A 13,495-nucleotide genomic window follows, 5' to 3' on the forward strand; every position below is an offset into this window, starting at 1 on the left:
CATGGGCTGGCTGGGACGGGACCTGAACCCCCGCATCACCGACTGGGCCGGACGCTGGGTCTGGCTGGTGGGCGCCTCCTCGGGCATCGGCCGGGCGCTGGCCGAGGCCCTGCACCGGCGCGGCGCGCGGGTCATCGTCTCGGCCCGGCAGGCCGCCGCGCTGCAGGACTTCGCCCGGGCCCACCCGGGCAGCCTGGCCCTGCCGCTGGACGTGACCGATGCCCAGGCCGTGCGGCAGGCCGCCGCCCGGGTGGCCGAGGCCGCCGGCGGCGCCCCGGCCCTGGTGCTGTTCTGCGCCGGCCATTACCGGGCCCAGAGCGCGACCGCCTTCGACCTGGCGGAGATGCAGCGTCATCTGGCCGTGAACTACCAGGGCGCCCTGCATCTGCTCGACGCGGTGCTGCCGCTGCTGCTGGCCGCCGGCCGCGGCCACCTCAGCCTGGTGGGCAGCGTGGCCGGCTACCGCGGGCTGCCGCTGTCGCTGGCCTACGGGCCGACCAAGGCGGCGCTGAACAACCTGGCCGAGAGCCTGTACCTGGACCTGCACCCGCGCGGCCTGGGCGTGTCCATCGTCAACCCGGGCTTCGTCGAAACCCCGCTGACCGCGCAGAACGCCTTTCGGATGCCGGCGCTGATCACGCCCGAACAGGCCGCCCAGGCCATGTTGCAGGGCTGGGCCCAGGGCCGCTTCGAGATGAACTTCCCGCGCCGCTTCACCCGCTGGGTGCGGCTGCTGCGCGGCCTGCCCGACGCCTGGTACTTCGCCCTGGTGCGCCGGGCCACCGGTGCCTGAACCCATGCCGCCCCGCCCCATCAACGACCCCCGCACCGCGCGCCTGGTGGCCGCCTACGAGGCCCTGCGGCCCGATACCGTGCCGCAACTGCTGGCGCTCTACGACGACGAGGCCCTGTTCAAGGACCCCTTCAACGAGGTGCGCGGTCAGGCCGCGATCGGCCGCATCTTCACCCACATGTTCCAGGCCCTGGACGCCCCGCGCTTCGACGTGCGGGTGGCGGTGACGGAGGGCGACGACGCCTTCCTGACCTGGGATTTCCATTTCGCCCGCCGCGGCCAGTCGGAGCGCTGGACCATCCGCGGTGCCAGCCACCTGCTCTACACCCCGGCGGGGCAGGTCTCGGTGCACCGCGACTACTGGGACGCGGCCGAGGAGCTGTACGCCAAGCTGCCTCTGCTGGGCGTGCTGATGCGGGCGCTGCAGCGGCGGCTGGGCACGCCGGCCTGAGGACGGCGAGACGGGCTGACAGAATCGGCGCATCCTCCGCCGTCTGCCCTCACGCCGCCATGTCCTCACCGTCCCGCCCCCCCGTCCAGGCCCGTCCCGCCGTCCATGCGCTGGCCGGCTCGCTGATCCGCGAGGTGGCCAACAGCGCCATGGGCCGGGCCGACGTGCTGCCCTTCTGGTTCGGCGAGTCGGACCAGCCCACCGCCGACTACATCCGCGCCGCGGCCGTGCAGTCGCTGGACGCGGGCGAGACCTTCTACAGCCAGAACCTGGGTCGGCCCTATCTGCGCGAGGCCATCGCCGCCTACCTGGGGCGCCTGCATGGCCGGCCGCTGGACGCGGCCCGCGTGGGCGTGGTGGCCTCGGGCGACACCGGCCTGATGGTGACGATGCAGCTGCTGCTCTCGCCCGGTGACCGGGTGGTGGCCGTCACGCCGCTGTGGCCCAACATCTGCGAGATGCCGCGGGTGCTGGGCGCCGAGGTGGTGCGGGTGCCGCTGTCGTCCACCGAGGGCCGCTGGCACCTGGACCTGGACCGGCTGCTGGCCGCCCTGACGCCCGAGACCCGGCTCCTGATCATCAACTCACCCAGCAACCCCACCGGCTGGACCATCGAGGAGGCCCAGGTGGACGTGCTGCTGGCCCACTGCCGCCGGCACGGCATCTGGGTGCTGAGCGACGATGTGTACGAGCGCCTGGTGTACGACCCGGCCCGGGTCTCGGCGCCCTCCTTTCTGCGTCGCTACGAAGCAGGCGACCGCATCATCTCGGTCAACAGCTTCTCCAAGGCCTGGCGCATGACCGGCTGGCGCGCCGGCTGGATGGTGGTGCCCGAGGTGCTGGCCGACGACCTGGCCAAGCTGATCGAATACAACTTCTCCTGCGTCTTCGAGCCGGTGCAGCGCGCCGCGGTGGCGGCACTGGAACAGGGCGAGCCCGATGTGGCCCGCCTGCGCACCGAGCTGCAGAGCACCCGGCGCGTGCTGGGCGAGGCGCTGCGCGCCCTGCCCGGCGTGGAGGTGCCCGAGGCCGGCGGCGCGATGTACGCCTTCTTCCGCCTGGACGGCTTTGCCGATTCGCTGGACCTGGCCAAGCGCCTGGTGGCCGAGGTGGGCCTGGGCCTGGCCCCCGGCGCGGCCTTCGGCCCCGAGGGCGATGGCTGGCTGCGCTGGTGCCACGCGGTGAGCGACCCGCAGAAGCTGCTGGCCGGCGTGGACCGGCTGGCCGGCTTCGTGGCCCGTCACCGCACCGCCTGACGCCTGACGCCTGACGCCTGACGCCAGGCCGAGGCCCGGTGGCTCACGGCCTGAACCTGTGCGATTCGCTCGGGCAAGCGCCGGGCCGGCCGCAGCGCCTCCCCACCCCGCCTAGGATGCAGCGTCACCACAGGAGGGGCCATGCCCACCGACGCCACCGCGCCCGCGCCCTTTCGGGCCATCCTCTGCCACTTCGACAGCTACAGCGCCGCGCTGAACTTCGCCTGCTGGCCCGAACGCCGCCTGCTGTGGCCCAGCCCCCTGCCCGAGTGTGCGGCGCTGGGGCCCGTGAGCCTGCCGCGCGATGGCGAGGACGCCCGCCAGGCCATGGCCCGCGCGCTGGGCCTGCCCGACAGCGAGCTGGTCTGGGCGCCGGACTACGACCAGGGCTTGCGGACCCCCGAGGGCGAGATCCGCGTCCACCTGCTGCGCAGCACCGCCTTCGAGCCGCCGACGGAGGCTCTTGAGGCCGCCGGCGGCGCGTTCAAGCCCATTTCGGCCCTGCGCGGCTACCCGCCAGTGGAACTGGCCCTGGTGCGCGAGGTGTTCAACCTGATCGTCGGCGGCGCGGGCCACCGCGCCTGAGCCGAGGTCTCCCAGACCCGATGGTCTTCCTCGGCCAGCACCTGCCGCACCACCGGCATGCGGTGCAGCCTGGCCGGGCGGCGGGCGGGCCGCTCGCCCAAGGCGTCTAGGCGGACGGCCGGATGCGGGCCTGTCCTACAGCCCCGGACACCCTGGGCGAAAAGAATGGTGGGCCCGACATCACCCTCGCGAAGACCTGCCCATGTCCCACGCCGCGCCCCCTCTGCTGATCGGCGTTTCCGCCCGCATCCACCACCCCGACGCCCCGGTGCTGGACCTGGGCGGCGTGTGGACCAAGACGCTGCACTACCTGGAGCAGTCGGTGGCGCTGTGGCTGATGACGCAGGACGCGGTGCCGGTGATGGTGCCGGCCGTGACCTCCGGCAGCCTGCAGTCGCGCAAGGCTCTGCAGCTGGAGGCCTATGCCGCCACGCTGGACGGGCTGGTGCTGCAGGGGGGCGCCGACGTGGCCCCCCAGAGCTATGGCGAGCAGCCGCTGCGACCCGAGTGGCGCGGCGACGCGGTGCGCGACCAGTACGAGGTGGCGCTGATCCACGCCTTCGTCGCGGCGCGCAAGCCGGTGTTCGGCATCTGCCGCGGCCTGCAGATCCTCAACGTGGCCTTCGGCGGCACGCTGTACCAGGACCTGCCGACCCAGCATGGTCCCGCCGTGACCCACTTCGCCCACGGCATCTACGAGCGCAACCACCACCCGGTGGACATCGAACCCGGCTCCTGGCTGGCCGGTGTGTACCCCGGCCTGCGGCGCACCTGGGTCAACAGCATCCACCACCAGGCCATCCAGCGCCTGGCCCCCGGCTTCGAGGTGGGGGCTCGCAGCCCGGAGGACCAGACCATCGAGGCCATCAGCTGCCACGAGGGCAGCTACATCGCCGGCGTGCAGTGGCACCCGGAATTTCCCACCAAGGGTGGCGACAGTCCGTTCGACGATCAGCCGCTGCTGCACGACTTCCTGCAGGCCTGCGCGGCCCGCAAGGCCGAACGCAGCGGCTGACGGCCTGTCCCGCCCCCAAGAACGAGAAGGAGACCCCCATGCGTTTTGCCGCATCCGAGCCCCTGACCCTGGGACTGGAGCTGGAGCTCCAGGTGGTGTCGCCCCGCACCGGCCAGCTCTCGCCCTCGGGCCATGCGCTGTGGGAGGCCCTGCAGCGCAGCCCGCAGGGCCGGCACTTCGCCCAGGAGGCCACCCAGGCCACCATCGAGCTCAACGCCTCGGTGCACCAGGCGGCCCGGACCCTGCGCGAGGAGGTGCATGCGCTGGTGGCGCAGGCCCAGGCGGTGGCCGGCGAGCAGGGCCTGGCGCTGCGCGGCGGCGGCACGCACGTGGCCCAGTTCTGGAACGAGCGGGTGCTCTCGCCCACCGACCGCGCCCAGGTGCTGGATCGGCGCTTCGGCTTCCTGCCCAAGCGCTTCTCCACCTACGGCATGCACGTGCATGTGGGCATGCCCGACGCCGAGAGCGCAGTGCGGGTGGCCAATGTGCTGCAGGCCCACACGCCACTGTTCATCGCCCTGTCGGCCGCCTCGCCCTTCCTGCAGCACGGCGACTCGGGCTTTGCCGCCTGCCGCCCGCTGGAGCCGCTGGTCTATCCGCACGGCGGGCCCATGCCCCACCTGCTGGACTGGGCGCACTTCGAATCGCTGGTGCAGGAGTTCTGCGACACCGGCATCGCCGAGTCGCTCAAGGACATCTACTGGGACGTGCGGCCCAAACCCGAGTTCGGCACGGTGGAGGTGCGGGTCTTCGACACGCCGCTGAGCGTGGACAAGGCGGTGAACCTGGCCGCCTGGACGCGGGCGCTGGCCGGCCTGGCGCTGCACGGCCAGCTGGCACTGCCCCAGCCCCGGCGCCATGTCACCGAAGGCAAGGTCAGCCGCTTCCTGGCCTGCCGCGACGGCCTGCAGGCCCGCCTCTTCGACCCGGTGCAGGGCCGGTGGGTGATCGCGCGCGACTGGGCCCTGGCCCTGTCGGACCGGATGGCCACGCACGCGCCCACGCCGATGGACGAGGCCGCCCTGGCCGCGCTGCGCCGCAGTTGCGCCGGCGAGGAGGACCACGCCCGGATGCGCGCGCTCTGGCGCAGCCTCTCGCCCTCGGGCGGCCTGCCCGAGGGCTCGGCCCCCTGCGGCGACGCCCTGGCGGCCTACTCGGCGGCGCTGTGCGCCCAGCTCGGCGGCGGCGCATAAACTGCCGCCCTGGGCGGGCCGGACAGCGGCCCCTGCCCGCTGTCCCCGAGCCACCGGCCTTTCCGTGCAATCACCCGACCACCCTTTGCAGGGCACACGCCAGCTGATCTGGCAGCACCCCGTCGTCTTCGCCGCGCTCATCGGTGTGGCCGGCGCCCTGCTGACCATCGGCTTTCGCGAAGCCATCCACGGGGTCGAGACCCTGGCCTACGGGCGCAGCGACAGCCTGGTGAGCATCGCCCGCGGCCTGCAGGGCTGGCAGCGGGTGCTGCCACCGGTCATCGGCGGCGTGGTGGCCGGGCTGCTGCTGCGCTGGACCCAGCGCTGGGTGCGCGAGGAACACGGCGGCGACTACATGGAGGCCATCGCGCTGGGCAATGGCGAGCTGGACGTGCGCCGCTCGCTGCTCAAGGCGCTGTCCTCACTGGCCACGGTGGCCAGCGGCGGCGCCATCGGCCGCGAGGGCCCGATGGTGCAGCTGGCCGCGCTGGCCGGCTCGCTGTTCGGCCGCTGGTGGGCGCTGCCGGTGCCGCGGCGGCGGCTCTACGTGGCCTGCGGCGCCGCGGCCGGCGTCGCCACCGCCTACAACGCGCCCATCGCCGGCGCGCTGTTCATTGCGGAGATCGTGCTGAACTCGCTGTCCCTGGCCAGCCTGGCGCCGCTGATCGTCTCGGCCTTCACCGCCAACCTGGTGGTGCGCCAGCTGGCCGGCTACGCCCCCACGTACCACATGCCCTTCAGCGCGCTCAACCACGATGTGGAGATCATGGCGCTGCTGCCGCTGGGCCTGCTGGCGGGCGCGGTCGCGCCGCTGTACCTGGCGGTGCTGGACCAGGCCCATGTGCAGTTCCGCCGCTGGCACGCGCCGCTGTGGCTCAAGCTGGGCACCGGCGGCCTGCTGGTGGGCCTGATCTCGCTGCTCAGCCCCGAGGTCTGGGGCAATGGCTACAGCGTGGTCAACGCCATCCTGCAGGACCATTGGTCGATGGCCGCGCTACTGGCGGTGCTGTTCTGGAAGGTGCTGGCCGTCTCGGCCACCACGGGTTCGGGCGCGGTGGGCGGCATCTTCACGCCCACGCTGTTCGTGGGCGCGGTGCTGGGCGCGCTGTTCGGCGACCTGCTGCAGCAGCTGTGGCCCGGCCTGGTGCCGGTGCCCGTGGCGGTGGTCATCGGCATGGGGGCCTTCCTGGCGGCCTGCACCCACGCGCCGCTGATGTCCATCCTGATGCTGTTCGAGATGACCCAGAACTACAACCTGATGGTGCCGCTGATGGCCACCTGCGTGCTGGGTTACCTCGTCTCGCATGCGCTGCGGGTGCGCTCCATCTACGCCGTCACCCAGGAACAGATCAAGCCCGCGGCGGCGCTGACCATCGCCGCCGACCTGCTGCACACCGAGCCGCCCACCGTCACGCTGGGCCAACCCATGCAGGTGGTGGAAGAACGCTTCCGCCAGAGCCGCTGGCAGCATGTCTATGTGACCGACGCGGCGGGCCGCTTCCTGGGCGCCATCCCGCTGCAGGACTTCCGGCTGCAGCGGCTGCCCGACGGCACCGCCGCCGCGCAACCCTGGCCGCCCCAGCTGCTGCGCGCCGACTACCCGCGCGTGCGGCTGGAGGCCCCGGCCTGGGAGGTGCTGGAGGTGTTCAGCCGCCACCCGGGCGAGCGCCTGCCGGTGCTGGACACGCAGGACCGGCTGATCGGCTATGTGGTCAAGTCGGACCTGGTGCTGCTGTGCCGGGACTACCTGGCCCAGCTCTGAGCCCCGGCCGGGCCTTCAGCCCGGCAGACGATGGGCCAGGTCCGCCCGCCGCGCCAGCAGCTGCTGCGCCAGCGCGGGCGCGCCCCCGTGACGCAGCACGCAGGCCTGGATCATGGCGGCCGGCAGCGCGGTGACCACCTGCCCGGCGGCCTGCCGTTCGGCCGCGTCCATGTCGGCAAACAGGCGCCGGGCATGCGGGTTGTCGGGGTCGCGGCGCAGCCGGTCCCACTCGCCCACCCGGGTGCCGAAGGCCTCGCCCTTGGGGTCGCCCTGGGCGCGGTAGCGCAGCGCGCCGCCCACGTCCAGCGTCAGCACCGTGCCATCGGTGGCCACGCCCTGGTTGTCGCCCTCGAAGCCGACGGCGTCCCAGTTGGCCAGCCAGGCGTGCACGCCCAGCCAGTGGCGGGCCTGGCGCCGCTCGGCCTCGCTGAACCGGGACAGGCGGCTGTGCTGCAGCGTCTGCCAGGCGGTGGCCACCTGGTCCGGCGCGCGGCAGCGGCGGTAGTGCAGCGTGGGCGCGCCGGCCAGGGCGTAGAGCTGAGCGGCCAGCCACTCGTTGCGCGCATGGTCGGGAGACTCCACGGTCTTGACGTACCAGCGCCGGCCCCGGGCGTCTTCGTAAAGCCCCGCCGGGTGGCTGCCCAGGGCGCCGCCCACCCGCTGCATCGCCGCGGTGTCCAGCGGCGCACGGTCCTCGTCTTGCAGGGTCATGGCGGGCCTCAGGGCTGAGGCAGGGTGCGGCGCACCAGGGCCAGCTGCCCCGGCGTCTCGATGGCGCCGCGGCGCACCCGGCGCACCGCGCGGATGGCCTCGTCCGGCGCCCAGCCCAGTTCCACCAGCAGGCGCGCGGCCACCATGCCGGCGCGGCCCAGGCCGCCCTTGCAGTGCACCAGCACATCGCCCCCGGCGCGCAGCAGGGCGCGGATCTCGGCCCCCTGCGCCACCCAGGCCCGCTCGAAGGGCTCGGCCGGCACGCCGAAATCCGCGATCGGCAGGTGCCGCCAGCGCAGGCCGCGCCGCTGCACCTCCAGCCCCAGGCGCGGCACGCGCAGGGCCACGAGTTCATCGGGCTCCACCAGGGTCAGCACCAGCTGCGCGCCCCAGGCGGCGATGGCGTCCAGGTCCACCCCCAGGTCGCGGGCCCAGGCGCCGGTGGCCGCGGCATGGTCGTGCTTGCCGGGGCAGAAGGTGATGCCGATGCGGCCCCAGCCATCGCCGGCGCGCAACTCGGCGATCTGCAGCGGGTGGGTGTGGCTGGTGCGCACGACGGTCATGCCCCATCGTGCCACCGCACAGCTGTGGCCACCGCATTGGCCCAGCGGGGCAGTCTGGCTCAGGCGCGCAGCAGTTCGTCCGCCACCGCGCGGCCCTCGGCCCCGGCCCAGTCCACCGCCCCCATCAGCTGGAAGCGGGCCCGACCCTGGCGGTCGATGCCCACCGTGCAGGGGAAGACCCGGGCCTCGAAGGCCTTGGCCACCGCGCCCTCGTCGTCCAGCGCCACCGGCAGGTCCAGGCCCAGCGGCGCCAGGAAGCTGCGCACGGTGCTGGCCGGCTCGCGGTAGTCCACCGCCATCAGCTGCAGGCCGCGGGCGCGTTCGCGCCGGGCCATGGCGGCCAGCTGGGGCAGCTCTTCACGGCAGGGCTCGCACCAGGTGGCCCAGAAGTGCAGCAGCACGGCCTGGCCCCGGGCACTGGCCAGGGTCCAGCGGCCGCCGTCCAGCAGCGGCAGATCCACCGCCGGCGTGGCGCGCCCTTTCGGCCAGGCCTTGCGCAGCACCGTGGGGGCGGCCAGCGCCCGGTGTGGCGCGGCGGCGCCCAGCACGGCCAGCAGCATGGACGCCGACGCGGCGGCCAGGCCCTGGCGCCGCCGCTGGTCGGGAACACCCCTGCCACCCGCGGGGCAGGGTTCACGGGGGGGGAAACCCTTCATCGTTAGAATTTTCCCTCCTTCCACAGGATCTCTTGCCCATGACCTCCTTCCTGTCGAGGCGCAGCCTCGTGAAATCGGCCTCTGCTTCCCTGCTGCTCGCGGGCGTGCCCGCCCTGCGCGCCGAGGAGGCCCAGCGCCATTTCGATCCCAAGCCCAACGGCTGGCGCACCTTCGACGTGACGACCACCGTGTCGCTGAAGGAGGCCAAGGGCCCGTCCACCATCTGGCTGCCAGTGCCCTCGCTGGACAACGGCTGGCAGCGCACGCTGGACGTGCACTGGACCGACAACGCCGGCAAGGTGCAGATGAGCACCGATGGCGACACCGGCGCCAAGATCCTGACCGCCAGCTACGACGCCTCGGTGGCGCTACCCACCCTCACCCTGGTGACCCGCGTGCAGACGCAGAACCGGGGTGTGGACTGGCAGGCCAAGTCCTCCGAGCCGGTGGACCCGGCCGAGCTGCGCCGCTGGGTGCAGCCCAGCGAGCTGATCCCGGTGGACGGCATCGTGCGCAAGGTGGCCCAGCAGATCGTGGCAGGCACCCGCACCGACCGCGAGAAGGCCCAGCGCATCTACGACTGGGTGATCGTCAGCTCCTACCGCGACCCCAAGGTGCGCGGCTGCGGCGTGGGCGACATCCGGGCGATGCTGGAAAGCGGCAACCTCTCGGGCAAGTGCGCCGACATCAACGCCCTGTTCGTGGGCCTGTGCCGCGCGGCCGGCATCCCGGCGCGTGACATCTACGGCGTGCGCCTGGTGCCCAGCGCCTTCGGCTACCGCGAGCTGGGCGGCAACCCCGCCAGCCTCAAGGGCGCGCAGCACTGCCGCTCCGAGATCTACCTGAAGGGCCACGGCTGGGTGGCCATGGACCCGGCCGACGTCACCAAGGTGATGCGCCAGGAAACCCCCGAGTGGATCAAGGACCCGGCCCACCCCATCGTCACCCCGGTGCGCCGCGCCCTGTTCGGCAGCTGGGAAGGCAACTGGATGGGCTACAGCAGCGCCGCCGACCTCACCTTGCCGGGCGCCAAGAAGGGCAAGCTGCCCTTCTTCATGTACCCGCAGGCCGAGACGGCCGACGGCGCCCGCGACCCCTACGCGCCGGACACCTTCGTCTACCAGATCACCGCCAAGGAGATCACCGCCTGAACGGGCGGCGCGACGCCATGGTGAGCCAGGGCCTTCCTGCCACGTCCCCGGCCCGCGGCCTGGGCGCGTTGTTGGCCGCCGGGCTGGCGGCGCTGCTGGCCTCGGGCTGCTGCGTGGCGCCGCTGGCCCTGGCCCTGCTGGGCGTCTCCGGTGCCTGGATCGGCCAGCTGCGGGTGCTGGAACCCTGGTCGCCCTGGCTGCTGGGCGGCGCTCTGGGGGCCCTGGGCCTGGCGGCCTGGCAGATCTACCGCCGCCCCGCCCCGGGCGACGCCGCCTGCACGCTGGACGACCCGGCCTGCGGCCAGACCCGCCGCGGCCTGCGCCGCTGGTTCTGGGTGGTGGCCCTGCTCACCGCCGTGCCCCTGTTGCTGCCGCTGGTGGCGCCCTGGTTCTACTGAAAGCCCTGCGATGAAGCCCCTGCTCACCCTGACCGGCGCCCTGGCCGCCCTGGCGCTGGCCGCCCCCGCTCTGGCGGCCCCGCAGCAGGTCACGCTCAACGTGCCCACCATGGACTGCGCGACCTGCCCCATCACCATCCGCGTCGCGCTGATGAAGGTGCCCGGCGTCAGCAAGGCGGTGGTGAGCTACAACAAGCGCACCGCCAAGGTCAGCTACGACGACGCCAAGACCGATGTGGCAGCGCTGATGCGCGCCACCGAGGGCGTGGGCTACCCGTCCTTCAAGGCCGACGAGCAGTAAGCCCCTTCCGATTCAGGATTCCCTGAATCTCGGGTTATGTGGAATTTTCGACCCTGAGAAATCCATACCGGAGAAATTTATTCTCCGCGCAGCGCAATCACGGGTCCAGAACAGCAATTTCTCCCGGGCCGGGCTGACCAGAATCTCCAGCCCATGGAGATCTACCTCGACGCCAACGCCACCACCCCGGTGCTGCCGGCCGCCCAGGCCGCGGCGCTGGCCTGCATGAGCGAGCAGTTCGGCAACCCCAGCAGCACGCACGCCACCGGCCTGCGCGCCCATGCCCTGCTGGACGACACCCGTGCCCGCGCCCGCCGCGTGCTGGGCATCCCGACCGGACAGCTGCTGTTCACCAGCGGCGCCACCGAGGGCATCCAGACCGCCGTGCTCTCGGCGCTGATGAGCCTGCGCGGCCGGGACGATGTGGACTGCCTGCTCTACGGCGCCACCGAGCACAAGGCCGTGCCAGCGGCCCTGCACCACTGGAACCGGGTGCTGGACCTGGGCCTGGTGGTCGCCCCCATCCCGGTGGACCCGCAGGGGCGCCACGAGCTGGACTGGCTGCGCCGACACGCGGGCCGCGCCGGCCTGGTCTGCACCATGGCCGCCAACAACGAAAGCGGCGTCATCAGCGACCTGGACGGCATTGCCGCCGCGCTGGCCGACAGCCCGGCCCTGTGGCTGGTGGACGGCGTGCAGGGCCTGGGCAAGCTGGACCTGCGCCTGGCCGAGCGGCGCGTCGACTACGCGCCGTTTTCCGGTCACAAGCTCTACGCACCCAAGGGCATCGGCCTGCTCTATGTGCGCGAAGGCGCCCCCTTCACCCCGCTGATGGCCGGCGGCGGGCAGGAGGGAGGCCTGCGCTCAGGCACCGAGAACATGGCCGGCGTGGCCGCCCTGGGCGCCGTGCTGACCGCGCTGGAAGACGGCCACACCTTTGCCTCCCCTGCCCTGCTGGCCCAACACCGTGCGCACCTGACGGAGGCGCTGAGCGAGGCCTTTCCCGGCCTGGTCTTCAACGCCCCGGCCGCGCTGAGCCTGCCCACCACGCTGAACTTCTCGGTGCCCGGCGTGGCCTCGCGCCTGCTGCTGGAGTTGTTCGATGCCGCGGGCGTGCGGGTCAGTGGGGGCTCGGCCTGCAGCGCCGCCCAGGCCGCCCCCAGCTTCGTGCTGGAGGCCATGGGCCTGCCAGCCTGGCAGACCGGCTCGGCCATCCGCCTGTCCTTCGGGCCACTGGCCAACGAGGCCTTCATCGACGCGGCCTGCGCGCGCATCCGCGCCTGCGGCGAGGTTCTGCGGTCCCAGGGGCGGCAGGGCCAGCGCCCGCCCGACGCAACGGCCCATCCCGTCTGCGCCCCCGCGGGCAAGCCCGAGCAGGACCTGCTGTGCAGCGTGGCCGACGTGGCCGCCCTGGCCCATCGACATCCGGGGCTGACGCTGGTGGATGTGCACGAGGCCCATGAACAGGGCTGGGATGACGAGCGCCTGGACAGCCTGGGCTTGCCCCGTCGGCGCCTGCCACTGAGTCAGTGGCTCGACACCCCACCCGGACAGCAGACACGCACGGTGCCTGAAGAACTGCCCGACACCCCGCTACTGTTCATCTGCCGCAGTGGCCAGCGCAGCGCCCAGGCTGCCCGGCGGCTGCGGCAACAGGGTCAGCCCAGAGCCTGGAGTCTGGCAGGGGGGGTGGCGCTGCTGCCCGAGGCACCGGCCGGTGCGCGCACCGCCACCGATGCCATCGGAGACCGCCCCTCTCTCCCAGCCTAGGGCTGGCTCAAGCGCGCCATCAAGCCCAGGGCCTGGCGGAGCGTCTCCAGCTCCGCCGCGTCCAGGCGGGATGCGAGCCGCTCGGACAGCAGCGCCGAGCGGCTGGCCATGTCCGCTTCGACGGCGCGCTTTCCCGCCGGAGTCAGCGCCACCTCCTGGCTGCGGCGGTCCAGCCGCCCCGGGTGCAGTTCGACCCAGCCGAGCTGCTGGAGCCGCCCGATGACCAGTCGCATGCTCTGGTGCTTCACCTGTCTGGCCTTGGCCAGCTGGGCGATGTTGGCAGGCCCCTGACGATAGAGGAACGCCAGCGTTTCGGTGTGAGCGGTAGAAGCCGTTGCGCTGGCCGAGCGGACCGAGCGGACAAAGTCGCCCACGACCATGCGCAGCTGCTCGGCCAGGCTGGCGACGTCCTGCTCGGCGCTTGCATTCTTCGGGCTCATGTGCCCGACCGGTCAGGGCTGGGCGGAATCCTGAGGGCACCCACCACGGCCGCCAGGTTGTTCACCCCCCAATGCTCGCGGTATTGCCCATCGGTCACCCGCACGATGTCGATGGCATCAATGGAGACCGCGCGACCCGTCGGCTCTATCCCCATCAGCGACCCGCTGTGCACGCCGGTGATCGACTTGCGGGTCGTCACCTTGTCACCCTCGCACAGCTGCTCGTGGATGACGACCTTCAGGTCGGACAGTGCCGGGCGGAGCACGTTCTCGAAGGTGTTCCACATGCCCTCCGCACCGCGCGCCTGGGGCGGCGCCGACCAGTTGACGAAGTCCGGCGCCATCAAGGCCTCGAACGCCTCGCGCCGGCCCTGCTGAATCACCTCGATGTTGAAACGCGTGACCGTTTGCTTGTTGGCGGCACTGTCCATAGCTCACTCCTTTGGAAGC

16 protein-coding genes are annotated in these 13,495 nt (G+C 72.6%); 11 read left to right on the forward strand and 5 right to left on the reverse strand.

The genetic code is table 11. The features are described from left to right. The first annotated feature begins 1 nt into the window (after position 1). The 7 genes from LRM40_RS14745 to LRM40_RS14775 all read left to right on the forward strand — a co-directional run bounded on the left by LRM40_RS14745 (position 2) and on the right by LRM40_RS14775 (position 7,055). Complete coding sequence (locus LRM40_RS14745; RefSeq protein ID WP_151124006.1) at positions 2-793, forward strand: SDR family NAD(P)-dependent oxidoreductase; 792 nt, start codon at positions 2-4, stop codon at positions 791-793. Positions 794-797: 4 nt separating this feature from the next. After that, positions 798-1,244 carry a nuclear transport factor 2 family protein gene (locus LRM40_RS14750; protein WP_151124005.1) on the forward strand — a complete coding sequence of 149 codons (447 nt, stop codon included), beginning with the start codon at positions 798-800 and terminating at the stop codon, positions 1,242-1,244. A 59-nt stretch (positions 1,245-1,303) separates the two neighbouring features. Further along, on the forward strand, positions 1,304-2,500 hold the full coding sequence (locus tag LRM40_RS14755; RefSeq protein WP_151124004.1) for a pyridoxal phosphate-dependent aminotransferase: 1,197 nt from the start codon (positions 1,304-1,306) through the stop codon (positions 2,498-2,500). Positions 2,501-2,641: 141 nt separating this feature from the next. After that, entirely contained in the window at positions 2,642-3,085 is a 444-nt protein-coding gene (locus tag LRM40_RS14760) for a hypothetical protein (protein WP_151124003.1), read from the forward strand. A 202-nt stretch (positions 3,086-3,287) separates the two neighbouring features. Then, on the forward strand, positions 3,288-4,100 hold the full coding sequence (locus LRM40_RS14765) for a gamma-glutamyl-gamma-aminobutyrate hydrolase family protein (protein WP_151124002.1): 813 nt from the start codon (positions 3,288-3,290) through the stop codon (positions 4,098-4,100). A gap of 38 nt (positions 4,101-4,138) precedes the next feature. Further along, positions 4,139-5,293 (forward strand): YbdK family carboxylate-amine ligase, encoded by a 1,155-nt coding sequence (locus LRM40_RS14770; protein WP_151124001.1) that lies wholly within the window; start codon positions 4,139-4,141, stop codon positions 5,291-5,293. A gap of 64 nt (positions 5,294-5,357) precedes the next feature. Beyond that, positions 5,358-7,055: a ClcB-like voltage-gated chloride channel protein gene (locus LRM40_RS14775; RefSeq protein ID WP_170288865.1), complete on the forward strand. Its 1,698-nt coding sequence runs from the start codon at positions 5,358-5,360 to the stop codon at positions 7,053-7,055. 15 nt (positions 7,056-7,070) lie between these two features. On the opposite strand, the gene LRM40_RS14780 is transcribed toward LRM40_RS14775, so the two are convergent. The 3 genes from LRM40_RS14780 to LRM40_RS14790 are packed head-to-tail and all read right to left on the reverse strand — an operon-like array spanning position 7,071 to position 8,985. Next, complete coding sequence (locus LRM40_RS14780) at positions 7,071-7,766, reverse strand: hypothetical protein (RefSeq protein WP_151123999.1); 696 nt, start codon at positions 7,764-7,766, stop codon at positions 7,071-7,073. Positions 7,767-7,774: 8 nt separating this feature from the next. After that, positions 7,775-8,329, reverse strand: a complete 555-nt coding sequence (locus LRM40_RS14785) for a cyclin-dependent kinase inhibitor 3 family protein (RefSeq protein WP_151123998.1) — start codon at positions 8,327-8,329, stop codon at positions 7,775-7,777. A 59-nt stretch (positions 8,330-8,388) separates the two neighbouring features. Continuing rightward, entirely contained in the window at positions 8,389-8,985 is a 597-nt protein-coding gene (locus tag LRM40_RS14790; protein ID WP_151123997.1) for a TlpA family protein disulfide reductase, read from the reverse strand. A 38-nt stretch (positions 8,986-9,023) separates the two neighbouring features. On the opposite strand from LRM40_RS14790, the gene LRM40_RS14795 reads away from it, so the two are divergent. From LRM40_RS14795 to LRM40_RS14810, 4 genes are all read left to right on the forward strand, one after another. Further along, the gene (locus LRM40_RS14795; RefSeq protein WP_151123996.1) at positions 9,024-10,136 is read left to right on the forward strand and encodes a transglutaminase-like domain-containing protein; all 1,113 of its coding nucleotides are present in this window, start codon (positions 9,024-9,026) and stop codon (positions 10,134-10,136) included. A 17-nt stretch (positions 10,137-10,153) separates the two neighbouring features. Continuing rightward, the gene (locus LRM40_RS14800) at positions 10,154-10,534 is read left to right on the forward strand and encodes a mercuric transporter MerT family protein (RefSeq protein ID WP_151123995.1); all 381 of its coding nucleotides are present in this window, start codon (positions 10,154-10,156) and stop codon (positions 10,532-10,534) included. A gap of 10 nt (positions 10,535-10,544) precedes the next feature. Next, positions 10,545-10,835 carry a mercury resistance system periplasmic binding protein MerP gene (merP, locus tag LRM40_RS14805; RefSeq protein WP_151123994.1) on the forward strand — a complete coding sequence of 97 codons (291 nt, stop codon included), beginning with the start codon at positions 10,545-10,547 and terminating at the stop codon, positions 10,833-10,835. Positions 10,836-10,988: 153 nt separating this feature from the next. Beyond that, a complete protein-coding gene (locus tag LRM40_RS14810; protein ID WP_151123993.1) occupies positions 10,989-12,605 on the forward strand; it encodes an aminotransferase class V-fold PLP-dependent enzyme in 1,617 nt (538 codons plus the stop codon). Here LRM40_RS14810 and LRM40_RS14815 read toward each other — a convergent pair. Next, complete coding sequence (locus LRM40_RS14815) at positions 12,602-13,045, reverse strand: MarR family winged helix-turn-helix transcriptional regulator (RefSeq protein WP_151123992.1); 444 nt, start codon at positions 13,043-13,045, stop codon at positions 12,602-12,604. The two genes, LRM40_RS14810 and LRM40_RS14815, sit on opposite strands and share 4 nt — an antisense overlap. Then, positions 13,042-13,476 carry an ester cyclase gene (locus LRM40_RS14820; protein ID WP_151123991.1) on the reverse strand — a complete coding sequence of 145 codons (435 nt, stop codon included), beginning with the start codon at positions 13,474-13,476 and terminating at the stop codon, positions 13,042-13,044. The genes LRM40_RS14815 and LRM40_RS14820 overlap by 4 nt, the downstream gene beginning before the upstream one ends. Between the last annotated feature and the right edge of the window lie 19 nt (positions 13,477-13,495).

It is taken from the genome of Ideonella dechloratans (assembly GCF_021049305.1).
Classification (GTDB): domain Bacteria; phylum Pseudomonadota; class Gammaproteobacteria; order Burkholderiales; family Burkholderiaceae_C; genus Ideonella; species Ideonella dechloratans.